This window comes from Hymenobacter latericoloratus (genome assembly GCF_014199535.1).
Taxonomy (GTDB): Bacteria; Bacteroidota; Bacteroidia; order Cytophagales; family Hymenobacteraceae; genus Hymenobacter; species Hymenobacter latericoloratus.
The window spans coordinates 26,509-49,133 of the sequence record NZ_JACHNV010000010.1; the positions used below are offsets into that span (position 1 = coordinate 26,509).

At 63.2% G+C, this 22,625-nt stretch carries 18 protein-coding genes and 1 riboswitch; of the genes, 11 read left to right on the plus strand and 7 right to left on the minus strand.

Annotation, left to right across the window (positions count from 1 at the left end):
• Positions 1–87: 87 nt before the first annotated feature.
• Entirely contained in the window at positions 88–2,271 is a 2,184-nt protein-coding gene (locus GGU46_RS20150) for a TonB-dependent receptor (protein ID WP_183405357.1), read from the plus strand.
• Between the two features lie 71 nt (positions 2,272–2,342).
• Here the strand turns inward: GGU46_RS20150 and GGU46_RS20155 are convergent, their stop codons facing one another.
• Positions 2,343–2,549, minus strand: a complete 207-nt coding sequence (locus GGU46_RS20155; protein ID WP_183405358.1) for a hypothetical protein — start codon at positions 2,547–2,549, stop codon at positions 2,343–2,345.
• Between the two features lie 123 nt (positions 2,550–2,672).
• Complete coding sequence (locus GGU46_RS20160; RefSeq protein WP_183405359.1) at positions 2,673–3,011, minus strand: hypothetical protein; 339 nt, start codon at positions 3,009–3,011, stop codon at positions 2,673–2,675.
• Between the two features lie 136 nt (positions 3,012–3,147).
• Between GGU46_RS20160 and GGU46_RS20165 the strand changes: the two genes are divergently transcribed.
• From GGU46_RS20165 to GGU46_RS20195, 7 genes are all read left to right on the plus strand, one after another.
• Complete coding sequence (locus GGU46_RS20165) at positions 3,148–4,365, plus strand: MFS transporter (protein WP_183405360.1); 1,218 nt, start codon at positions 3,148–3,150, stop codon at positions 4,363–4,365.
• Between the two features lie 70 nt (positions 4,366–4,435).
• A riboswitch (Fluoride riboswitch) is annotated at positions 4,436–4,508 on the plus strand.
• A gap of 58 nt (positions 4,509–4,566) precedes the next feature.
• Positions 4,567–5,907, plus strand: a complete 1,341-nt coding sequence (locus GGU46_RS20170; RefSeq protein WP_317171945.1) for a chloride channel protein — start codon at positions 4,567–4,569, stop codon at positions 5,905–5,907.
• Between the two features lie 125 nt (positions 5,908–6,032).
• A complete protein-coding gene (locus tag GGU46_RS20175) occupies positions 6,033–6,428 on the plus strand; it encodes a cytochrome ubiquinol oxidase subunit I (RefSeq protein ID WP_183405396.1) in 396 nt (131 codons plus the stop codon).
• A 36-nt stretch (positions 6,429–6,464) separates the two neighbouring features.
• Positions 6,465–7,475, plus strand: a complete 1,011-nt coding sequence (gene cydB, locus GGU46_RS20180) for a cytochrome d ubiquinol oxidase subunit II (RefSeq protein WP_246399110.1) — start codon at positions 6,465–6,467, stop codon at positions 7,473–7,475.
• A 154-nt stretch (positions 7,476–7,629) separates the two neighbouring features.
• Positions 7,630–8,853 (plus strand): NAD(P)/FAD-dependent oxidoreductase, encoded by a 1,224-nt coding sequence (locus tag GGU46_RS20185; RefSeq protein WP_183405362.1) that lies wholly within the window; start codon positions 7,630–7,632, stop codon positions 8,851–8,853.
• Positions 8,854–8,953: 100 nt separating this feature from the next.
• Positions 8,954–10,390 carry a bifunctional metallophosphatase/5'-nucleotidase gene (locus tag GGU46_RS20190; protein WP_215906417.1) on the plus strand — a complete coding sequence of 479 codons (1,437 nt, stop codon included), beginning with the start codon at positions 8,954–8,956 and terminating at the stop codon, positions 10,388–10,390.
• A 39-nt stretch (positions 10,391–10,429) separates the two neighbouring features.
• Entirely contained in the window at positions 10,430–10,729 is a 300-nt protein-coding gene (locus GGU46_RS20195; protein WP_125433102.1) for a YidH family protein, read from the plus strand.
• A gap of 36 nt (positions 10,730–10,765) precedes the next feature.
• Here the strand turns inward: GGU46_RS20195 and GGU46_RS20200 are convergent, their stop codons facing one another.
• From GGU46_RS20200 to GGU46_RS20220, 5 genes are all read right to left on the minus strand, one after another.
• Positions 10,766–12,838: a toprim domain-containing protein gene (locus GGU46_RS20200; RefSeq protein WP_125433101.1), complete on the minus strand. Its 2,073-nt coding sequence runs from the start codon at positions 12,836–12,838 to the stop codon at positions 10,766–10,768.
• A gap of 105 nt (positions 12,839–12,943) precedes the next feature.
• On the minus strand, positions 12,944–14,743 hold the full coding sequence (locus GGU46_RS20205) for a DUF3945 domain-containing protein (RefSeq protein WP_183405363.1): 1,800 nt from the start codon (positions 14,741–14,743) through the stop codon (positions 12,944–12,946).
• Positions 14,744–14,949: 206 nt separating this feature from the next.
• Positions 14,950–16,959, minus strand: coding sequence for a conjugal transfer protein MobC (gene mobC / locus GGU46_RS20210; protein WP_183405364.1), 2,010 nt, complete (start codon positions 16,957–16,959; stop codon positions 14,950–14,952).
• Between the two features lie 129 nt (positions 16,960–17,088).
• Positions 17,089–17,958 carry a relaxase/mobilization nuclease domain-containing protein gene (locus tag GGU46_RS20215; RefSeq protein ID WP_183405365.1) on the minus strand — a complete coding sequence of 290 codons (870 nt, stop codon included), beginning with the start codon at positions 17,956–17,958 and terminating at the stop codon, positions 17,089–17,091.
• Positions 17,955–18,278, minus strand: coding sequence for a plasmid mobilization protein (locus GGU46_RS20220; RefSeq protein ID WP_125433096.1), 324 nt, complete (start codon positions 18,276–18,278; stop codon positions 17,955–17,957). The genes GGU46_RS20215 and GGU46_RS20220 overlap by 4 nt, the downstream gene beginning before the upstream one ends.
• Positions 18,279–19,036: 758 nt before the next feature.
• Between GGU46_RS20220 and GGU46_RS20225 the strand changes: the two genes are divergently transcribed.
• From GGU46_RS20225 to GGU46_RS22525, 3 genes are all read left to right on the plus strand, one after another.
• Positions 19,037–19,852 carry a ParA family protein gene (locus GGU46_RS20225; protein ID WP_135435231.1) on the plus strand — a complete coding sequence of 272 codons (816 nt, stop codon included), beginning with the start codon at positions 19,037–19,039 and terminating at the stop codon, positions 19,850–19,852.
• Between the two features lie 11 nt (positions 19,853–19,863).
• Positions 19,864–20,553: a hypothetical protein gene (locus GGU46_RS20230; RefSeq protein ID WP_125433094.1), complete on the plus strand. Its 690-nt coding sequence runs from the start codon at positions 19,864–19,866 to the stop codon at positions 20,551–20,553.
• Between the two features lie 203 nt (positions 20,554–20,756).
• The gene (locus GGU46_RS22525; RefSeq protein ID WP_183405366.1) at positions 20,757–22,598 is read left to right on the plus strand and encodes a sensor histidine kinase; all 1,842 of its coding nucleotides are present in this window, start codon (positions 20,757–20,759) and stop codon (positions 22,596–22,598) included.
• Positions 22,599–22,625 lie beyond the last annotated feature (27 nt).

Consider the following 22,625-nt stretch of genomic DNA (forward strand, 5'->3'; position numbering starts at 1 on the left):
GAACTCCGCCACTGGCGGCTCTCGGATGAGGGTCGCCTGTCCGTGTTTACCCCGTTTTCAGCTCTATGGCGCGCGGCGCCCCTTCTCATGAAATTCTTATTTGTATTCCTGGCCCTGCTGCTGAGCAGTGCCGGCCTTGCCGTGGCCCAAAGCCCGCTGCGGGTGCTGGTGCGCGACGAGCGCACCAAAACCGCTTTGCCCGGCGTCACCGTGGCTATTCCTTCTCTCGGTCTCGGCGCGGCCACCGATGCCGACGGCCGCGCCACCCTGCCCGACGTGCCGGCCGGCCCCCAGCAGGTGCAGGTTGGAAGTATCGGCTACGAAACCCGCATCCTGACCTTCACCCTGCCCCAGGCTGGCGACGCGCCCGCCCTGGTTGAATTGGAACCCAGCAGCCTCGAATTGCAGGGCGTGGTCGTGGAGGCTACCCGCACCGGCTCGCGCATTGAGGACGTGCCCGTACGCATTGAGGTGCTGGGACCGGAAGAGCTGGCCGAAAAAAGCAGCATGCGGCCGGCCAACATTGCCATGCTGCTCACCGAAGCCTCGGGCATCCAGCCGCAGTTCACCTCCGCCAACTCCGGGAGCGTGGCCTTCCGCATTCAAGGGCTGGATGGGCGCTACACCCAGCTGCTGCGCGACGGCTTTCCCCTGTACGGCGGCTTTTCGCAGGGGCTGAGTTTGGTGCAGATTGCGCCCCTGGATTTGCGGCAGGTGGAAATCATCAAAGGCGCGTCCTCGGCCCTGTACGGCGGGGATGCTATTGCGGGCCTGGTGAACCTAGTGAGCAAAGCGCCCACCGAAACGCCGGAACTGAACGTACTGCTCAACCAGACGCAGAAGGGCGGCCGCGACCTGACGGCCTTCTACACTGGCCGCACCGGCCAGCTCGGCCTCACGCTGCTGGCCACGCAGAACACCCAGCAAGCCCGCGACGTGAGTGGCGACGACTTCACCGACCTGCCCCAAGTGCAGGCCACGACGGTCAACCCGCGCCTATTCTACTACATCTCCGATTCCACTACATTGTACGCTGGGCTGAATGCCACCGTGGAAACCCGCGCCGGGGGCTACCGGCCGGCCCTGGACAACCCGGCTACGGCCGGCTACACCGAGCGCAACCGCTCTGACCGCTACAGCACGCAGCTCCGGTTGGATACCCACCTGGGCCAAAAGCGGGTACTCACGGTGAAAAACAGCGTCAGCAGCTTTACCCGCCGCATTGAGGCCGGTAGCAGCTACTTTGCCGGCCGGCAGCTCTCGACCTACTCCGAAGCGTCGCTGCTGGTGCCCCTCGGCACGCACCGGGCCGTGCTCGGCGGCAACGTCCTCACCGATGACTTCCGCGAAACGGCGGCCGTGGCCGCTGCGGGTGCCCGCGACTACCAGTACCAGACCTACGGGCTGTTCGCGCAGGACGACTGGCGGGTACTGGAAAACCTGACGCTGCAGGCGGGCCTGCGCACCGACTACCAGCGCCCCTACGGCCTGTTCGTGCTGCCCCGCTTTTCGGCCCTCTACAAGGCCGGCGAGCACGTGAGCCTGCGGGCCGGGGGCGGCTTCGGCTACAAAGCGCCCACTATCTTCAGCAGCGCCACCGAGCAGCAGGCCTACGTGAACGTGCAGCCCCTCGATGTGCAGGGGCTGCGCGCTGAAACCTCGCGGGGGCTGAACGCCGACGTGACCCTGCGCGGCCGGCTCGATGAGCTGAACATCTCGCTCAACCAAGCCGTGTTCTACACCCGCCTCGACCACACCCTGATTCCCGACGCCGCGCAGCTGGCCACGGGCATCACCGAGTTCCGCAACGCGGCCTCGCCCGTCACGGCGCGGGGCCTGGAAACGAACCTGCGCCTGGGCGTGGAGGGGCTGCAGTTCTTCACGGCGTATACCTTCACCGACACCAAGCAGACCTACGACCAGAGCCAACCCGCGCAGCTGCCGTTTGTCTCGCGCCACCGCCTGGTGCTCACCACCGTGTACGAGCAGGAAAAGAGCTTCCGCCTGGGCCTGGAAGGCACTTACAACGGCCCGCAGTACCTGGGCGAAGGCACGCGGCAGGGGCGCGGCTTCTGGCTGCTGGGGGTGCTGGGCGAGAAGATATTTGCCCCACACTTTTCGGTGGTGCTCAACGTGGAAAACTTCCTCGACGTGCGCCAGACCCGGTTTGAGCCCGTCGTGCTCGGCACCCCGGCCGCGCCCACGTTCCGGCCGCTCTATGCCCCGCTCGATGGCATCGTGGGCAACATGGCGCTCAAAATTACCCTCTGAGCCAGCTGCAACTTAAAAAACCCCGCTCGCAGGGTGCGGGCGGGGCTTTGGAAAAGACTGGGCGCGGACGCTTACTTCATGCAGCAGCCGGGGCGGGGCGTACAGGTTGTGGGGGCTTTGGCAACCGGCTGGCACAGGCTGGCCGGGCAGTCTTTGGTGACGGGGCAGCTTTTGCGGGCGGCGGGCTTGGTAGCCGCGTGGGGGGCGGTGCCGGCCGCCAGCACCGAACCAGCGAAAAGCAGCACGCCAGCGCTCAGGGCAAACAATTTCTGTTTCATGGGAAAAAGGAAATGAGGGAAAGAGAAAAAAACAGTCCTTGCGGACGCAAAGGCAAGCAAATAAGCAGGGGGGCGGGGCGTGAGCAGCATCCAGGAATAGGAGTTAAGCAAAGTGAATTCTGGTTAGGAGCCGGGAGTAAATTCGGTTAGATAACTCAGTACCTGCGGCAAGTCCAGGTGGGCAAACTCTTTCTTGAGGCGTTCCACCCGGTCGCAGTAGTCGCACGCGCCGGGGCAAGCGTCCTGCGCGGCCACCAGGGCCAGGGCCAGCTTTTTGCGGAACAGCTCGTCGAGCACCTGCGCCACGGCCCGGTGGGCAACCCCTTCCACGGCCCGGAATTGCTGAAACAACACGTCCAGGCCCGTACCCGGGGCATCGAGCAAGGTGCGCAACCCGTCAAGTTGCCCGGTAAGGGCCGTGAGTTGCTGCATGACGACTTTGCGCTCGGCGGGGGTCAGCATAGATGGGCAGGGGAGCAGGGGAGGAACAGGACAAAGGTCTTTCGGGTACCCCGGGGTTTGTCAAGGGGAAATCACTTTTTTTTAAATTTATTTTTTTCTCCTGCCGGGGCGCTCCTGCCCCGGCTGTTTCACGCGTATGCGCCGTATCACCTCTCGCTTTTCTTACGTTACCCGCGCCGTCTGGCTGCTCTCGCTCATCAGCCTGTTCACCGATCTGGCCAGCGAGATGCTCTATCCGGTCATGCCACTGTATTTGCAGAGCATCGGGTTTTCCGTCTTCTTCATTGGCCTGCTTGAAGGCGTGGCCGAAGCCGTGGCCGGGCTCAGCAAGGGTTATTTTGGGCAGTGGAGCGACCGGCTGGGCCGGCGCGTGCCCTTTGTGCAGTGGGGCTACGGGCTCAGCGCCCTCAGCAAACCCTTACTAGCGGTGCTAGCCACGCCCGGGTGGGTGCTGCTGGCCCGCACCCTGGACCGGCTGGGCAAGGGCCTGCGCACCGGGGCGCGGGATGCGCTGCTCAGCGACGAAACCACGCCCGCCGACCGGGGCAAGGTGTTCGGCTTTCACCGCTCGGTGGACACATTGGGCGCGGTGTTGGGGCCGCTGGCGGCCCTGGGCTGGCTGGCCGCGCACCCGGGCCAGTACCGGCCGCTGTTTTGGTGGGCCTTCTTACCGGGGGTGGTAGCCATCGGCATCACCTTCGCGCTGCGGGAGCGGCGGGCCGAGCCCTCGGGCCGGCCGGTGATGCCGTTCTGGGCCTCCTTCAGCTACTGGCGGCAGGCCCCGCCCGCCTACCGGCGGGTGGTGGGCGGACTGCTCGCGTTTGCCCTGTTCAACTCGTCCGATGCGTTTTTGCTGCTGCTGGCCCGGCAGCGCGGGCTGTCGGCTCCTACCATCATCGGTCTTTACGTGCTCTACAACCTGACCTATGTGCTCAGCGCTTGGCCCCTGGGCCACCTGGCCGACCGGCTGGGGCCGCGCCGCCTGCTGGTCGGCGGCTTACTGGTGTTTGCCGGCGTGTACGGCGGCGTGGCCCTGGCCCACGAGCGGTGGGCGTTCGGGGCGCTGTTTGCCCTCTATGGCCTGTACGCGGCGGCCACCGAGGGCGTGGCCAAAGCCTGGGTGAGCACGCTCTGCAACAAAGCCGATACCGGGGCCGCGCTGGGCACCTTCGCCGGCCTGAGCAGCCTGGCGGCGCTGGGGGCCAGCACCGGGGCCGGGCTGGTGTGGCAATGGGTTGGCCCGCTGCCCACGTTCGGGCTGGCGGCGGCCGTGGCCCTGGCCGTGGCCGCGTACCTGGCCCGCGTGCGGGTAATGGTCAGCCCACCGCCCACGAGCCATCCCGGCGAAGCGTGACGGCTGCGCAACCACCCGCGCCCAGCGCGTAAAGCCGGCGGACGTGTCCGGGCAAACACCTATCTTTACCCTACAATTCGGTGATGGATTTCCACCGTGAACCGCCAACGCTTCGGGGTTGAGCTGATGATTCCTACGCATCCTCCGGGCTTTCGAGCCGGTGAGGAACCGGTTTTCGTTGGCTTTTACCTGCTGTTGTCCGTGGCACTCCCTTCTCCTTTTTCTCGCTTTCGGCGGCCTGCGCTGGCCCTGACGCCCGCGCCGCACCTGCTGTTTCTGTTGCGCTGGCTGCTGATTAGCGCCGCCGTGGGCGGACTCGTGGGTTCGGCTTCGGCGGGCTTCCTGGTCGCCCTCGACTGGGTGACGGCCTGGCGCGAAGCCCACCCCGGGGTGCTTTGGCTGCTGCCGGCCGGCGGCCTCGTCGTCGGGGCCAGCTACCACTACCTGGGCCAAGGCGTGGTGCGCGGCAACAACCTGCTGCTGGACGAAATCCACACCCCGCGCATCCGCATTCCGCTGCGCATGGCCCCGCTGGTGCTGTTCGGCACGCTGGTCACCCACCTGTTCGGCGGTTCGGCCGGCCGCGAGGGCACGGCCGTGCAGATGGGCGGGGCGCTGGCCGACCAGCTCACCCGCCTCTTCGGTCTGCGGCCCCGCGACCGAAAGCTGCTGCTCATTGCCGGCATCAGCGCGGGCTTTGCCTCCGTGTTCGGCACCCCGCTGGCGGGGGCCGTGTTCGGGCTGGAGGTATTTCTGCTGGGCACCCTGCGCTACGATGCCCTCGTACCGAGCTTCCTGGCCGCCGTCTGCGCTGACCTCGTGACCCGGGCCTGGGGCGTGGGCCACGCGCACTACCCCGAACTCAACGCGCTGCCCCTCACGCCGCTGGGGCTGGGGCTGACCTTGGGCTGCGGCCTGCTGTTCGGGCTTACGGCCCGGGGCTTTGCCACACTCACCCACCGGATTACCGACGGGTTCAAGCGCATCGGCTACCCGCCGCTGCGGCCCGTGGTGGGCGGGATGCTGGTGGCGCTGGCGGTTTTCGCGCTGGGCACCACCCAGTACATCGGGTTGGGCGTGCCCACCATCCTGGCCTCGTTTCAGACCCCGGCGCTACCGCAGGCCTTCCTGCTTAAGCTGGGGCTCACGGCCCTCACCTTAGGCTGTGGCTTCAAGGGGGGCGAGGTCACGCCGCTGTTTTTCATCGGGGCCACGCTGGGCTCGGCGCTGGCCCTGGTGCTGCCGCTGCCGGTGGCGCTGCTGGCGGCCATGGGCTTCGTGGGCGTGTTCGCGGGCGCGGCCAACACGCCGCTGGCCTGCACGCTGATGGGCCTGGAACTGTTCGGCACCCACGCCGGGGTGTACCTGGCGCTGGCCTGCGTAACGGCCTACCTGGTTTCGGGCCACACGGGCATCTACTCGGCGCAGGTCATCGGCCAGGCCAAGCACCTGCGCTTCGGCCGCGAGCAGGGCCAGTCGCTGGGCAACCTCCCAGCGCATCGGGAAAATGGCCGGGCCACCCCTTACGAGAAAGCTGAATGATGAATCGCTATAGCCCTCCCCCCAATATCCGCTATGCCATAAACTGGCACCCTTAGAGGTGGTTCCCCCTTTTCCGACTACCAGTCCAAGCTGAAAAATTATACCCCGAAAGACCCTTAGCGGGAATTTCTGTTCTTACTCTTGTGCTACCCCGGCTGCTGGGCGTATTTGTGTCGGCCGTGCTGCTGCCGCAGCTCGCCAACCAACTTGGGTGGTACTCGGCCGAAGTGGGCCGCCAGCCCTGGGTGGTGTACGGGCTGCTGCGCACTTCCGACGCACTGTCCAAGGCCGTGACGGCGGGCCAGGTGTGGTTTTCCCTGATTCTGTTCACACTGGTTTACGCCCTGCTCTTCGCCCTGTTCCTGTACCTGCTCAATAAGAAGATTCAGCACGGCCCCGACGAGGAGGAGCTCAGCGAGGCCCACCACCTCTCCCCGGCCTCCAAGCGCAACAACCCCGTCATTTCCCACGACGCGCCGGGCATTTCCGCCGCCGCGCTCCGCAACGTGTCCGACCTCTAACCCCCACCAGCTATGGCAACCTTCTAAGGACTTGACTTGGCTACCTGGTGGTTTCTAGTAGTCGGGGCCGTATTTACGGGCTATGCCGTGCTCGACGGCTTTGATCTGGGCGCCGGGGCCGTGCACCTGCTGCTGCGCAAAGAGGAAAGCCGCCGCATTGCTCTAAACGCCATCGGGCCCGTGTGGGACGGCAACGAGGTCTGGCTGGTGATTGGCGGAGGTACGCTGTTCGCGGGTTTCCCGGTGGTGTACGGCACCGTGTTTTCTGCCTTCTACGTGCCGTTCATGCTGTTTCTGGTGGCGCTGATTTTCCGGGCCATTTCCATCGAGTTCCGCAGCAAGGAGCCCATGCCGTGGTGGCGCTCGATGTGGGACTGGAGCTACTCGGTGGCCTCCGTGGTCATTGCCCTGAGCCTGGGCGTGGTGCTGGGCAACCTCATCCAGGGCCTGCCCATCGGGGCAGATCGGGAGTTTCAGGGCTCCTGGCTGACCTTCCTGAACCCCTACGCCCTGCTGGTAGGTGCCACCACGGCGGCGCTGTTTGCCCAGCACGGGGCCGTGTACCTGCTGCTTAAGACCGAGAACCGCATTTTTGCCCGCCTCACGCTCATCGTGCGCCAGACCCTGCGGGTGTTCGTGGCCCTGTACCTGGTGCTGTCGGTGGCCACGCTCTGGCACGTGCCCCACATGCTCACCGTGTTCCGCGCTCAGCCCTGGCTGTTTGCCGTGCCGCTGCTCACGCTCGGGCTGGTGCTGAGCATTGGCTGGCTGATCCGGCGCCGCCGCTACTTCGCGGCCTTTCTCTGCTCGGGCTCCATCGCTGCCCTGCTGCTGCTGACGGTGGCGGCGGGCCTATTTCCGGTGCTGGTGCGGTCCACGCTCAATCCGGCCTGGAACCTGACCATCTACAATTCAGCCTCTTCTTCCAAGTCGCTGGGCATTATGCTCACCATTGCCGCCATCGGCATCCCGCTCGTGGCTACCTACACTGGCTTCGTATTCTGGGTGTTCCGGGGCAAGGTGCGCCTGGATGAGGCCAGCTACTAGGCCTGCGCGAGCCTGCTAACCATCTTCCCCCTCTCGGGCGGGTTTTGCTCCGCCATGCTATCCTCGCCTCAATCATGTGAAAGCATGATCCTATTTACCCAGGTTCATGTAACTACCCAATTTGCCATTTCCCACTTCCCAAGTTTCTGACGCCATGCACGTACACCCTGCTTCCCATCACCAAGTGCTCATCATCGGGGGCGGCAACGCCGGCCTCTCGGTGGCCGCCCAGCTGCTGCTCGCTGACCGCCGCCTGCACGTCACTATCCTCGAACCCAGCGCCAAGCACTACTACCAGCCGGCCTGGACGCTGGTAGGCGGTGGGGCCTATGACATCCGTGACACGGAGCGCAACGAGGCCGACTTCATTCCCCAGGGCGCTACCTGGCTGCAGGACGCGGCGGCTTCCTTCGAGCCCGACGTCAACGTGGTAGTCACGGCCAGCGGCCAGCGCCTGGGCTACGACTACCTCATCGTGGCCCCGGGCATTCAGCTGGACTGGCACAAGATTAAAGGGGCTAAAGAAGCGCTGGGCAAGAACGGCGTGTGCTCTAACTACGGCTACGAGCTGGCCCCCTACACCTGGGAGTGCGTGAAGAATTTCCAGGGCGGCACGGCCCTATTCTCGGCCCCGAACACGCCCGTCAAGTGCGGCGGCGCGCCCCAGAAAATCATGTACTTGGCCAGTGACAACTGGCGCAAGCGCGGCGTGCTCCGCAAAGCCGATGTGCGGTTCACAACCGGCGGTGGGGTATTATTTGGGGTCAAGGTCTTCGCCGATGCCCTGCAAAAGGTGGTCAACCGCTACGGCATCAAGACCGACTTTCTGCACAACCTGAAGGAAATCCGCGGGGAGCAGCGCGAAGCGGTGTATGACGTGTATAAGGACGGTCAGGTGGTGGGTGAGGTCACCAAGCACTTCGACCTGCTGCACGTGGTGCCCCCCATGAGCGCCCCGGATTTCATCAAGAACAGCCCCCTGGCCGTGCCCGGCAACCCGCTGGGCTGGGTGGACGTGGACAAGCACACGCTGCGACACGTGCGCTACGCCAACATCTTCGGGCTGGGCGACGCCACCTCCACGCCCAATGCCAAAACCGGCGCGGCCGTGCGCAAGCAGGTGCCCGTGGTGGTTAAAAATCTGTTGTCGCTGCTGCGCGGGCAGCAGTTGGCCGGCAACCCGCCCTACAACGGCTATGGCTCCTGCCCGCTGGTAACGGGCTACGGCAAGCTAATTCTGGCCGAGTTCGACTACGACAACAACCCTACCCCCAGCTTCCCCATCGACCAGGCCCAGGAGCGGTTTTCCATGTGGCTGCTCAAGCGCTACGCTCTGCCGTGGCTGTATTGGAACAAAATTCTGGCCGGCAAAGCCTAACCGTTTCACGTTAGTCAGCATTCCCGCCTATCGGCCGAGGTCTGGCCGATAGGCGGGGTATCCCTGCCAGCCAACTCCCTAACTCACCCTTTCCCACCTTATGGCTACCACTCTCTCCTTCTTCCAGCTAAATGATGTGCACGGCTACCTGATTCTGCACCAGGAGCTGTTTTACGGGCCCACCGGCCCTGAGTACCGTCCCTGCGGAGGCTACGCCCGCATTGCCACCCTGCTGCAGCAGTGGCGCCAGCAGTACCCGGAAAATCTGCTTTTCGACGGGGGCGACACGTTTCACGGCACCCGGCCGGTGGTGGATACACAGGGCGAGATTCTGGTGCCCATCCTCAACGAGTTGGGCGTGGCCGGTATGACGGCCCACTGGGATTTTGCCTATGGACCAGACCGGCTGCGCCAGTTGGTTAAGCAGCTGAATTACCCCCTGCTGGCCGCCAATGTGTATGAGAAAGCCTCGGGCGAATTGGTGTATCCGCCGTATCAGGTCTACGAAACGGCTGGCCTACGCGTGGGCGTCATCGGCCTGGCCTGCCCCATCGTCGACAAGACCATGCCGGCCCATTTCGGTGAGGGCCTGCGCTTCACCGATGGCACGGCGGAGCTACCCCGCTACGTGGCCGAACTGCGCGGCCCGGAGCGCGTCGACTTGGTAGTATTGCTTTCTCACTGCGGCTTCCCCCAGGACGTGGCCCTGCTGCAGGCGCACCCCGGCGTGGACGTGTGCCTGAGCAGCCACACCCACAACCGCCTCTACGAGCCCTTCCGCGCGGGCGACTGTCTGGTAATGCAGTCCGGGGCCCACGGTTCCTTTGTCGGCCGCCTCACGCTCACCGTGGAAAACGGCCGCGTCACCGCCTACGACCATGAGTTGCGGGAAGTCAGCGCGGACCTGACGCCCGACCCGGCTCTGCAGGCGCGCATCGACGCGGCCCTGCTGCCCTATGCCAGCCTGCGTGAGGTGGTGGGCGTCACCGCCACCGGGCTTCACCGGGGCACGTCGGTGGAATGCCCGGCCGACGATTTTCTGTTGGCCAGCATCCGGGCGCTGGTGCCCGCCGACCTGTACTTCTCCAACGGCTGGCGCTACGGTGCTCCCATTCCCCCCGGCCCGGTGCAGCTCAACGACCTCTACGATCTGGTGCCGATGGACCCGGAGATTGAAACGGTCGAGCTCAGTGGCGCGGAGTTGCGCCAGATGCTGGAGAAGAACCTCGAGGGCACCTACAGCCAGGACCCGCTGCACCAGATGGGCGGCTACGTAAAGCGGGCCCTGGGACTGAAAGCGTACTTCAAAGCTGAGAACCCCAAGGGTAGCCGCTTGCAAACCGTGTTTATAAAAGACCAGCCTCTGGATCCGGAACGGACCTATAAGGCCGCGTATATCACCTCACAGGGCGTACCGCTCCAGTATGGCCGCAACCGCCGCAAAACCGGGCAGCATATAGTGGCCGTTATGCGGGCATACTTAACCCAGCACCGGCCCATGGTTGTGCATCCGCACGCGACGTTCGTAGTGGTATAATGCCCGGGGTAGCCCGGGCCTCCGCTTTACTGCTTCCGCATGCCTGCATTTCCTTCATTACCGCCCAACTATGACCAGCAGGGCCTGGCCGCGGCCCGCACCCGCATGGCCAATGAGCGTACGTTTCTCACCTACGTGCGCACCAGTCTGGCTATGCTGGGCTTCGGTCTGGCCCTGATTCAGCTTCATCCGGTGCGCGCCGGGTCGTTGGGCTACTGGGCGGTTGGTGCTGCCGGCGTTGTGCTGCTCACCGGGTGGCTACGCTTCCGGATGCGGCAGCGGGAAATTGAAGAGTGTCGGATAGCAGTCAATGCTTCTGCAACTAGCCTGCCTCGTTAGCTAGTGAACTTCTCGACGCCCGGCACCTGGCAACCCCTACCACCGGGGGCTGGTCCGGGGACGGTTTTCCGGAACTGGGGGCTTGGGCGCATGTAGCAGCTGCGCCGCTTGGCGCAACTGCAGTACGGCGGGGCTGGCTTTCAGCGTGTCCAGCGTATCCACCACCGCCAGAACCCTTGCGACATTCTCTTGGTTGATACCCGTCAGCGCCGGCCGGGTCAGCAGCTGCTTGCTGACTTCCTGCAGCCGGGCGGCCTCCAAGCCGGCGGCGCACACGCGCAGCTCGCGGACTACCTGCCGCGCCGCCTCGATGAAGTCCTGACGGGCCTGATCACGGGCGGGGGAGTCACTGGGCCGCAATGGCGGGCCAGCTTGGCGCTCCTGCTCCCGGGCGGCGGCCAGCTGCCGGCGCTCCACCGCGTCCTGCCCGGATTCTACCACCGTGACCCGGGGATTCTGCCGGAGCGCATCCACTGCGTCGCTGATGGCCGGCAACTGGGGTGATTGAACGGGGTAGCGCAGGGTCAGTTCCGTTAGTATTTCGCGGGCTACACCGGGCGGCTGCCGGGTGGCGTGGTCGATGTGCAGGCCGATGCGCTCCAGATTTTCGCGCAGGGTGGGCAGCAGCGCCGTTTCGTCCCGGCTTTCGCGCAACTCTACCACTAGCAGCCGCTCCCCTTGGGTCCGGGCCTCGGCCTGGGCTTGGTGCAGCTGGGCAATCTTCCCGCTGCCACTTATTTCCGGATTGTCCCAGTGCTGCTGGCCGAAGCCGTATTGGTCCTCGTCCACGTCACCCAGCTCGCGCCGCACCACCTGCTGCAGCTGGTCCTGCTTTAGATCCTGGTTCCAGTCCTTGCCCTGGCTTTTCACGAGTTCCACCCGGTGCTCGAAGGCCAGCGTCTGGCTGGCCGCCTGATTGAAGGCGTGCAGCGCCCCCGGGCTCATGGGCAGGTGAAACTGGTAGGTGTGGGCGCCCAGCTTCTGAGAGTGTATTAGCTCATCGCGCAGGGTCGGGCTCGTGGCCGGCGTACCGGGGGCTCCATTAGCCTGACTGAACTGCTGACTCGTCTGCTCGTTGTAAGCCTGCAGCCGCCGGCTCAATGCCTGCACGCCGGCCGGCTGGGGCGCCACGATTTCGACGGTCAGTTGGTGCTCATGCTCGCGCACCACTTTCATCGGATTCTGGTCGCTGGCCAGGCCTGCCAAGAGCCGCGTGTCGAAATGGTGCCCCTGGGTGTCATTGTCAAAGGCAGCCCGGATGGCCGGAATCTGCTCCTCGCGCAGCAGCCGTTTCAACTCGAAAATCTTATTCTGGGTGAGCGTGCCGGCGGTGGAAGCGTAGAGGGCGCTTTCCTGGGGGTGCAGCTGCGCATAGGAAAGCGTATCGAGGGCTGACTCGCTGACTACGAGCACCGCCGCCGGCCGGCCCTCGGGCAGCCGGCTCAGCCACAAGGAGCGGGAAAACTGGCTTTCCGGCGCCTGCCCCTTGAAGCCTGCGCCTTTCAGTTCCAGTCCCACTACCCGCCCCTCGTGGTAGGCCGGGAAGGCCGTGTTGACGTAGGTTTTGGGCGGCAGCCCGGCCCGCTGCACGGTGTGCCGGTGGTTGAGTATGCGCCCGACGAACTGCGGGTGCCGCAGCGTAGCTAGGCTGATGCCCCGCCCTTCGAGGTAGGTGGTGTCTTCCAGCGGCCGGCAGTCCTTAGTGAAGATGCTGTGGAACTTCTCGCCGGGCGCGGTTTCGGCAATAGGTGGCAAATCGAGCCGGGGCCGCTGCGGCTCGGGCAGGCTCAGGTAGGCGCGGAAGTGGTCGTTGACTGCCTGCCACAGAGTACGACCCGGCAGCTGGGCAATGCCAGCAATTCGTCCCGAGCTTACCCGGTTCTTCATCCAGTCGATGACGCTGCCCTTGTCGCGGTCATCCTGGGCGTTGAAATACATCCAGTCACCGCCCCGGCCCTTAAACACGACCAGGGTATCGTCGCCCTCGAATACATGCCACTTGCCTCGGCCCAACTGCTCGCCTTTTTTCAGGGTGTAGCCGAAATGGCTCAGCAGCTCGGGCAACTCCACCCGCTCCTTGATTTTTTGAAAAGTCAGCTCGTGTTCCATGGCTTGGGGATGGGTTAGACCGGGGGCAGCCCAGAAAAAAGAAGCCCGGAAAAGAGCTTCCGGGCTTGGGGTGAATAGATGATGGCGTGGAAGCAGTTGGCCCGCTTAGTGGCGCGGCCCCCGGGTTTTCACCTGCGTCGTTTGCTCCTTGGCCGGCGTGGCCACCACCGTCTTGGTAGCACCCGGTACCGCTTGCTGCACCTGCGGCGCCTGGCGCTGGATTAGCTCATGCGCGGCGGGGCGCACCTCGATGCAGGCCTTAGCAGCATTTACCTGCACGGTGCCGTCGAATTGCCGGCCACCGTCGCCGCTGGCCATGCCGGCCAGGGCCACGACTTTGCCCTCGCGCAGGTCGTGGCTCTGCTCGGGCGTGAGCTTGACGCCGGCAATAGTATCGTGCAGCGTCACCTTGTCTTCGGGCAGAATCACTACTTTGTTCATGGTCTTATCCACGGCCACGTAGCCGTTGTAGGTGCGGCCCTGCTCATCCTTTAGGCCGCGCAGCAGGCCGGCGTTGCCCTCGGCTTCCAGCCGCTGCCGCTGCTCGGGCGTGAATGGCAGCCCTCCAATCTCATTGGGAATCACCAACCGGGCCTGGGGCAACTCCATTTTCAGGGTGGCCGTGCCGTCAGCTTCGCGGCGCAGCACCATCTTCCCCGCAAACCGAACGGGGTCCTGATCCGGCCGGCCCGTCACCTGCATGGCCAGCAGGTCGGTTTGCCGCCCGCTCAGCAGCTTTTCCAGCTGCCCGCTCTGCTCCAGCATCTGCAGGGTCAGGCCCAGCGAAGCCAGCACCTGCTGCGGCACGTCGCTGGCCTGGAATGGCGGGGCACTGGGGGCCGGCGGGGCTACCACCTCGGCCGGAGCCGGCTTGCCGGCGTCGGCGACGGCCACTGCGTGGGCACCTAGGGCAGCTGGCGCCTGGTCGGGCAGAACTTCCGCCTGGGCAGTACCTGCCTTGCGAAGCAGGCGCGCCTGCAAATCCTGGCGGGTTTGCTCGTAGTCCACTTCCAGGTGCTGCCGGGTCTTTGGGCCGCCGTTCAGATGGGCGTAGAAGTTCTTCAGAAAGGCTGACGCCGGGTTGCCGCTGGTGTCAATGTCAAAAATGCTTTTCCCGTCGCGCAGCACCTGCTCGGTGGTCTTGCCCTGCTGCTGGGCCAGCTGCTGCACGCGCTGCTCGGCTGCGGCCTGCTGCCCCTGCTCCGGGACGGTTAGCGCGTGCTTGGGCACGGCCGCGAGCTGGGCGCTCAGCGCGTCCCACTGCCCGGCGCCGAATGCCTGCCGCACCTGCTTGCTGCGCGGGGGCTCATAGCTGTCATCGTAGCCCGCCTCCTGCCGGCGGGCGGCCGCCTGCTCCGGGTTTTCCATCACGCCCACGCCATTCCCTATCTGCCGGAAGCCCTGTAATGTCGCCTCCAGCTGACCCAGTTTGTTGGATTCGGGGTCGTAGCTGACCGCAAAGCCCCCCGTGAGTTTGCCCGCCGGGTTACGCTCGAACTGCAGTGCGCCCACGGCCACGCCGGCTTCCCGGAGTTGGTCGAGGTAAGCGCGCATTTCCAGCAGCGGGGCTACCTCATCGCCCTTCTGCTGCCAGGTGATGCGCAATTCGCCCACGGGCGCTGTAGCCATTGCATCGGTAGCAGGGTCGGCAGTGGGGGCCTCCTGCCCCTCCCTTACCGCTGTGGTCTGCGCCTGCGGGCCCTTGCTCGGCTGCTCATCGGGTGTCAACGCCGCAGGAGCTGTATCCCCGGCCGGCGCAACGCCTGGAGGTAGGGCCACCTCCTCGGCCTGGGGTACGGGTAGCGGCGGGGTTTGCGCCTGCCCAGTAGTCAAAGATTCGTTTGCGTCGCTGGCCTTTATCTGGGGCAACGACGCTGGGGTCATCTCGTCATCTTGCTCAGCCATTGGAAAGTGAAATAGAGGAAGGAAAAAGCCACCCTGACCGCTTAGCACGGGGCCGGGCAGCCCGGAATTCGACTTGTGCAAACCTATCGGCCACCACTAGGCGCGGAGCAGAAACTTGACGAGTGGTCAGAATTGGGGGGGTAAGGTGCCGGCTGGGTACACGAACGGCATCCTCAGGCAGGCCCACCACCGCACTATAAATGATTCTACTGCTCGGCCTTTTCCTTAATCAGATGGCGCAATGCTGGGTCCTGCTTGATGCGGGTCAGCTCGCGGGCGCATAGCTCTTTCACGTCCGTTTTCACCCGGTTGAAGTTGGCCTTAATCATCTCCTCGGCCTCGTCCTTGCCCGTAGTCGGATTGATGAAGCTGGTAATATCAGGGATGGGCTGGTAGCCGCTGGCTTCCGCCGCTACGGCCTTCACGTCTACCTGGATGCGGGCGTGAAACACCTTCTGGTCGATTTCCTCGCCGAAGTTGTCGGCTACCGCTCCCACGAAATTACCCTGGGTGAGGTTGGCAATGGTGCTGGCCGGAATCATGCTGTCCATCTGCGTGGAAAGGCTGGTGCTCGTCTCACGCATGTTGATGCTCAGGCTCTGGCGCCGCTGCAGAATCTTGCCGAACCGCTCGCTTAGCCACTTGCCGCTATTGCCCGATACCTGCCCGCTGAACACGTTGCCCACCGTGTTCTTGATGACCTCGGCCTCCTTCTGCCCGTAGTCGCGCTCCAGCTGCGAGAAGTCCTGGAAGCCCAGACAGGTGCTCACCTTGTTGCTGCGGGCCGTGGCAATGAGGTTATCGAGGCCCTTGAAGTAAATGGTGGGCAACTCGTCAATGATCAGCGACGACTTGCGCTTGCCCTTCTGGTTGACCAGCTTCACCAGCCGGGCGTTGTAGAGGCCCAGCGCGGCCCCGTAGATGGCTTGGCGCTCGGGGTTGTTGCCCACGCACAACACCTTGGGCTCCTCGTTGCTGTTGATGTCGAGCGTAAAGTCGTTGCCCGACATCACCCAGTAGAGCTGGGGCGAAGCCAGCCGGCTCAGCGGAATCCGGGCGCTGGCAATCTGCCCTTCCAGCTGCTCAATGGCGTCCTTCTGAAAGGCCGATACGAAAGGCTTCACCAGATTCTCAATTTCCGGGTACGAGGCCAGCACCGGGAAAATCTCCTCGTAGTCGCGGCTCAGAAACTCGATAACGTGGGGAAAGGTGCAGTACTTGCCCTTCTCGAACAGCTTCAGAAACCAGATGATGGCCGCCACGAAGTTGATGGGTGACTCCACGAAAAAGTCCCCCTGCTTCTGAATCCAGCTCTTGTTCAGGTTCAGCATGATGGTCGACGCGCTTTCGTAGGCGTCCACGATGTCGGTCATCAGCTCGGGCAGCAGCGGGTTGCAGCGGTGGCTTTTGCGCGGGTTGTCGAAGTTGATGACATAGAAGCCCACCGGCCTATCGAACTTGTCCTGGTGACGCAGCAGCGTGTTGTAGCAGATGCGGCTCAGGTCGTCAAACTTGTAGTCGTAGATGTACATGCAGAAGCCCTTGGCTAGGTGCTGCCGGATAAACTCGTTGATGATGGCAAAGCTCTTGCCCGAGCCGGGCGTGCCCAGCACCATCGTGGCCCGGAACGGATTCACCACGTTTAGCCAGCCGCGGTGCTTCTTGCCGCGCAGCCAGTACTCGGTGCGCAGATTCACCGAGTACTCGTTTTCCATCAGCCGCTCCTCCTGCGGGAAGCTCTCGTTTTCCTTGTTGAAGATGTCCTTCAGCAAGTCGTTGTTGAACAGCCGGCTCAGCCACGCGCCGGCACTCAGTAACAGCAGAAAACCGGCCGTCAGCAGTCCGGTGTAAAGCACCGTCGTCAGCCCGGCTCCCAGCGTCAGCCCGCGCACTGCATCCGCCCCGAAGAGCAGCAGCAGCCCCAGCGCGGCGGAGCCCGCCACCGTCCGGCCTCTGAGCTCCTGGTTAGCCCGCCCCCGCGTGCCCAGGCAGCTGAGCAGTAAGAATACCACGGCCAGGCTCTTGCTAACCCAGCTGGCTTTGAACAGAAAGGTATTTCGCGTGAAGCTCTCCAGCAGGTGCTCCACCACTCCCGTCGTCCAGCCCAGAGAGCGGAAGTATCCGAAGCAGTAGTAGTAGATGTTTACAGCCAGCAGCCCGATGGCAAACAGGCGCATAAACTCCATGATTTTCCGTAACCCCTTTTCGTCGTCCATTGCTTGAACCGCTTGGTGAATCAAGCAACTTACCGCCCTGCCTTACCTCTGGCACGGATTACTTGACGAGCGGTTCAAAGTCAGCGGTGAGATGCACGCTCAGCACACGAAGGGTGACACCCCCTGCCCCTACTGTCTACGCCCCTTCCGGCGGACTTGCTTCGGCCGTACAGGCGGCGCCGGCTGAGGCAGCGTGGTTGATACCTCGGGACGAGCCTTCCGCTCAGCTTCCGGCTCCCTAACCGGCTTCACGGATGCCGCCAGGGCCTCCCGCAGCTGCGCCCCTTTGTAGCCTACTTCCTGGCCCCTCAAAGCCACTCCTTCCGTTTCAAAGCTAACGCCGCGCAATACCCCGCCCTTGTCGTGGGTGTAGCGAATCTCGATGGCTAGTTTTTGCAATTGCAAAGCCAGCCACTGCTCCCCTTCCCTATCCGACTGCTGCAGCAGCTGCGCCAGCGCCTGACTTACCCGCTGCCGCGCCACCTCCTTGGTGGGGTCTAGTGTCTTCAAACTACGCCGCCTTTCGGGTAGCGGGTCCATGCCCAGCTCCTGGCTTATCTGCCGCGTGACGGCTGGCTGCCGGTAAAAATTATTATCCGTTCGCAACGCCGGGCCGCCGTCAATCGGCACCCGGTTCAGGTAGATGTGCACGTGGGCGTGCTGCTTGTCCCGGTGCTCATACACGACCACCTGGTGCCGATCAATCGGTGCTCCCATCAACTCACAATAGCGCTTGGCCGCCGCCACCTTTTGCGCCTGACTCACGGCTTCCCCGGCCTTCCACGAAAGGACCGTATGCCACACGGGTTTCCGCACGCGCTTGCTCCGGGCCGCCACGGCCTGCATATCCTGCGCCATCTCTTTCGGGCTTCCTGGAATTACGTTGGAGACCACTAAAAGTGGCGCCTCCCCTGGCTCCTTACCCCTCCCCTGCCGCTGCCCAGCCCCGTAAGTCAGCGCGCCCTCAAAGTCGCTACCCGTGGTTGTTTTCGCAATCATATCAGGTAGCCTCTAATAATGGTCAGCGCCTCTAACAGCTGCGCCTCATGGTTGCTAAACGACTTACCAGCCTGTGCCAGACGCGCAATCTGATTAAGGTTAGTACCAATGCCAACCAGCTGCCGTCGCAACTCTGCCGGGACGCTTTCTTTTATCTCTACCCCCCGTCCAACGTCCCGCAAATAGGCTGACACCTTCTTATAACCAGCTGCCGCCGCTTTCTCCTGCAGCTCCTTTTTCTCATCAGGACTTACGCGCACATCAATGCGTGAAGTGCGCGTAGACTCGGCAGTTGTTTCATCTTGATTCTCTGATTCCATAAGCTATTTACGGCGGTTGGTGAAGAATGGCTACTGAATAGTAATGTTCACCATTCAAGCAAATCTAAGCAGCTAGACCTAGCAAGCCAAGCCATGTGAGCCTGCGAACTTGGCGGTGTCATTGACTCTGGCAAACGAAGTTTGTCCGGACAATGACATGGCTTGCTGGTCGATGAACGAACGGATTGAACGAGGACGTTGAACGGGGCTAGGACTATAACTAGCGCGCTTCTTTGCATCATTGCTTCCTTGCTTCAATGAAGCACTTAAAACACGAATTAAACTTGGTGATGAAGGACCAGAACATTTGAATACACATTGCTACTATCTACTGCAATTTCTGCTTCAAAGAATCGGTGCTTCATTGCTTCATTGCTTCACACGTAGCTTTTATACTACTTGTAAAATTGCCACGTTACTATTGCTTCGTCGCTTCATTGCTTCATTGCTTCACTGCAGGTTTCTCAAAGTTTTATTTTTTGCTTCAGTGCTTCATTACTTCGGCGCTTCAATTTAATCATACTTCAATGCTTCATTGAAGCATTGAAGTATTGATGCGCTGACAGTCTGCTTCTATACTTCGATAATTCAACGAGGCTATGTATCTTTGATGCCTTGCTTCTTTGCTTCAGCGACTCTTGAACAGTTAGAAGCTCTGAAGCACAGAAGCAAAGAGTCAATGCTTCATTGGCACATTGTAACTTTGAAGCATTGACGCATTATGAACCGACTACCACTTTTTTAAAACCACTCACCTAATGAAAAACACTCGGGTAATTGCCTTTGCCACTCAGAAGGGTGGGGCTGGCAAATCCACCATCGGCACGCACGTCGCCTCGGCGCTCTGCTATCTCTACGGTTACAAAGTGGCGATGCTTGACTGCGACTATCCGCAGAACACCTTGCACGCCTACCGCAGCCACGAGCAGCAGCTTCTGCAATCCGACGTGGCTTTTCAGGAGCGGCTCATCAAGCAAGGGGTAACGCCTTACCCGATTGCTATTTCGAGCGTTGAAAAGGCCGTTGAGGCGATTGACACCCTAGCCGAGAAAGAGTTCGATTTTATCCTGGTGGATACGCCTGGTACGGTCAACGTTGTGGGGTTGAGCGAACTGCTAGAGCGAGTAGACTACATCTTTCTGCCCATGGAGCCGGATATGGGAACCATTGCCTCCACGATGTCCTACATGCACATTCTGGGCAACTTCACCCATAAGCAGCGGCCGGAATCCAACCTGGCAGGCTTTTACGCCTTCTGGAACAAGTTTCTCAAGGCGGAGAAGCGGACGGTTTACACGAAGACCGCCGAGCTGTTTCGTGAAAAGGGCTATCCGCTGCTCAACAGCCGGGTGGAGTCCCTGGTCAGCATCAAGGACAAGCGCTCCACGATGTTTCCTATGCCGGAAAAGGAGCTGGGCAAACTCGGCCTGGGCAGCCTGATTACGGAGATTCTGGAATTGGTGCTCGGCAAGGGCACGGTTACCCCCTCGGGCAAGACCATTGACTTCACGCCCACGGAATTCGAGCAGCCGGCCCCCGCTGCCCTTGAAACCCTCGACGACAACGCTAAATAACGCCCGCTCCCATGGCCAAGAAAACCACTGAATCCAAAGAAGCCGCGGCCGAGCGGCGCCAGCGTGAACTTGCTGCCCTCACCTCGGGCGTTGCTGCTTTCAGCCTGATGGGCGACGCCCCCCGGCCAGTGGCGCCGGCACCGGCGCCCGCTGAAGCATCCGCAGCTGCCGTTGCGGAGACTCCTGCCGCGCCGTCGATGCCCCCCGCGGCTGAAGTCGCTCCCCCCGCTGCTGCAAAGGAACCAGCGGGAAAAAAGGCGACGCCTGCGCCAGAGGTGGCGGCCGTACCCGCGGCACCCGTTCAGGCGGTAGAACCCGCAGCAGCGGCGCCGGCACCAGTAGGGGAGGAGCCCCGCGCGGCCGCCCCCGCACCACTGCCTTCGCCAGCTCCGGCCAGCGCGCCGGAAGAAGAAGACGGGGAGGAAGCCGAGGAGTTGCCCGTTGCCACACCGGTCACGGCAGGTGGGGAGCTTGACTTGGCGCAGCTGTTCGTGCCTTCGGCGGAGAAGAAAACGACCACCCTCCGCATCACGGCCGACCACCAGCAGTATTTCACCCAGCTCGGCTTTATCCTGGGCGGGGGCGCGTCGGCCCCGGATATCATTCATAACATTCTGAATCGCTTTCGGCAGGAGCACGAAGCGCAGCTGCAGAAGGCGATGAAAAAGCAGATCCGCCAGATGATGGCACCCAAAAAATAGGGCAGCCCTGGTATCCCAGGGCTATTTCATACGTATAGCGGCCGGCTCACCTTCTGTGGTTGAGCTGGCCGTTCCGTTTCCCGCTCTGGCCTTTTCCTAATACTCCACATTAACGGTGGGGGAGGGGAGAGGCTCTACTACCACCCCGCTATGTCTACACAAACCTTATATCCGTCATCACCTTACTCACAATCCGTTACCGCGTGAAGGGCGGTGCTATCTGGGCCGTGCTCGGCCTGCTACTCGTCAGCCCCGGCGCCCGGGCCAACACCCGGACGCCATCTTCCAATAAGACGCCGCAGACCATCGACTCGCTGCGGGCCTTGGTGCGCCACGCCCCGCTGCCAGATTCCGCTCGCTTTCAGGCGCTGTTGGCATTAAGCGATAAGCTATTTGCCCAGGATGTGGCCGAAGGTCGCCGGGTAGGAGAGCAGGCAGTAACGTTTGCCCGGCGCCGGCTTGACTGGTCAGGGACAGCCGACGCCTTGTATCAGCTGGTGGTAAACTGTGAGCGGGCTGCCGACTACGTGGCCGCCATGCACTACAGCCAGCAGGGCGTGGAACTCACTCGTGCGCACCGACCCCGCGACCAGTGGCGCTTCACCCAATGCCTGGGCCTGGTGGCCGTGGATACCAAGGATGCGGCCGGTGGCCTGCGCTACCTGCGCCAGGCTTACCGGCAGCAGGCCGCTACCCTCTCGGTAGGGCCCCGCGAGCGGGGTGGCCTGCTGCTGAACCTGGCCAATACCTTCCTGGTGCTGCAGCGCTACGATTCGGTGCTTCACTACGCCACGCGGGCTTTGCCTTACATGCAGCGCGCGGCCGACGCCCGGGGCCTGGGTTACGTGTACCAGTTTCGGGGCGAAGTGTATGCCAAGCTGATGCCCCGCTCGCGGGCCAGCCTGGCGGCCGCGGCCACGAACATGCAGCGGGCCCTGCGCATCATGCAGCACTACCGCTACCAGCCGCAGGCAGCCAGCTCGGCGCTTTCGCTGGCGCGCGTGTACCGCCTGCAGGGTCGGCCCCGGGCCGCCCAGCGGACGGCGGAGCTGGCCTTGGCCCTGGCCCGCGCGGAGAAAATGCCCGAGTACGAAGCGGATGCCCTCTCCAGCCTGGCCTGGGCCTATGCCGACCAGAAGCGTCCCGCTCGTGCGGATGAGCTCGACGCCCGGGCTGAGGATCTGCGCGATTCGCTCTTCAACGGCAATAAGGCGCAGGCCCTGGCCCAGCTGCAGGTGCGCTACGACGTGCAGCTGCTCACCGAGCAGAAAAAGGCGGCTGAGTTTGAACAGCGCAGCCAGCGGGCCCAGCTGCACTCACTCTGGCTGCTGCTGGGCGGCCTTGCCACGACCGTGGGCGTGGGTGGGGGCCTGTACTGGCGGCTGCGGCGGCAGAAAGCCCTGTTGGCCCTGGCCAACCAGGCCAACTGCCGGGCCGTGGCCGAGAAGGAAGTGTTGCTGCAGGAAATTCACCACCGAGTCAAAAACAACCTGCAGCTGGTCAGCAGCCTGCTGGCCTGGCAGCGCAGCACCCTGCCCGACCCCGTACTGCAGCAGGCCCTGGCCAGTTCGCAAGCCCGCATCCAGAGCATGGCCCTGGTGCACGAGTTTCTGTACCGGGCCGACAACCTCTCGCAGGTGCGCATGAACGAGTATCTGGGCGAGTTGCTGGAATCCCTGCACCGCTCGCTTACCACGCCCCAGCAGCGCATTCAGCTGAGCAGCAGCCTGACGCCCCTGGTCATGGACCCCAAAGAAGCCAGCGCCCTGGGCCTGGTGGTGAATGAGTTGGTGACCAACGCCTACAAGCACGCGTTCCAGGACCGGGACCGTGGTCATCTGCACGTGGCGCTGGCACAGACTGCTGCCGGCTTCCAGCTTACGGTGCAGGATGACGGGGCGGGCTTACCAGCGGCGGGAACTGTGCCCGAAACTCATTCGCTGGGCTTGCAGTTGGTGAATACCCTAGCTCGACAGCTAAAAGCCAGCGTGTCGACCGCTCCCATTCTTCCCACGGGCACCCAGGTTACCGTGGCCAGCGTTTGATGCCGGCCCCTCGCCTCGTCCCTTATT

Excerpts from the sequence above, each read along its gene's own strand:
- GGU46_RS20160 (WP_183405359.1), bottom strand. The coding sequence starts at position 3,011 with ATGCTGACCCCCGCCGAGCGCAAAGTCGTCATGCAGCAACTCACGGCC.
- mobC (WP_183405364.1), bottom strand. The coding sequence starts at position 16,959 with ATGGACGACGAAAAGGGGTTACGGAAAATCATGGAGTTTATGCGCCTG.
- GGU46_RS20195 (WP_125433102.1), top strand. The coding sequence starts at position 10,430 with ATGCCTGCATTTCCTTCATTACCGCCCAACTATGACCAGCAGGGCCTG.
- GGU46_RS20185 (WP_183405362.1), top strand. The coding sequence starts at position 7,630 with ATGCACGTACACCCTGCTTCCCATCACCAAGTGCTCATCATCGGGGGC.
- GGU46_RS20230 (WP_125433094.1), top strand. The coding sequence starts at position 19,864 with ATGGCCAAGAAAACCACTGAATCCAAAGAAGCCGCGGCCGAGCGGCGC.
- GGU46_RS20165 (WP_183405360.1), top strand. The coding sequence starts at position 3,148 with ATGCGCCGTATCACCTCTCGCTTTTCTTACGTTACCCGCGCCGTCTGG.
- GGU46_RS20225 (WP_135435231.1), top strand. The coding sequence starts at position 19,037 with ATGAAAAACACTCGGGTAATTGCCTTTGCCACTCAGAAGGGTGGGGCT.
- GGU46_RS20200 (WP_125433101.1), bottom strand. The coding sequence starts at position 12,838 with ATGGAACACGAGCTGACTTTTCAAAAAATCAAGGAGCGGGTGGAGTTG.
- GGU46_RS20155 (WP_183405358.1), bottom strand. The coding sequence starts at position 2,549 with ATGAAACAGAAATTGTTTGCCCTGAGCGCTGGCGTGCTGCTTTTCGCT.
- GGU46_RS20205 (WP_183405363.1), bottom strand. The coding sequence starts at position 14,743 with ATGGCTGAGCAAGATGACGAGATGACCCCAGCGTCGTTGCCCCAGATA.
- GGU46_RS20215 (WP_183405365.1), bottom strand. The coding sequence starts at position 17,958 with ATGATTGCGAAAACAACCACGGGTAGCGACTTTGAGGGCGCGCTGACT.
- GGU46_RS20190 (WP_215906417.1), top strand. The coding sequence starts at position 8,954 with ATGGCTACCACTCTCTCCTTCTTCCAGCTAAATGATGTGCACGGCTAC.
- GGU46_RS20150 (WP_183405357.1), top strand. The coding sequence starts at position 88 with ATGAAATTCTTATTTGTATTCCTGGCCCTGCTGCTGAGCAGTGCCGGC.
- GGU46_RS20220 (WP_125433096.1), bottom strand. The coding sequence starts at position 18,278 with ATGGAATCAGAGAATCAAGATGAAACAACTGCCGAGTCTACGCGCACT.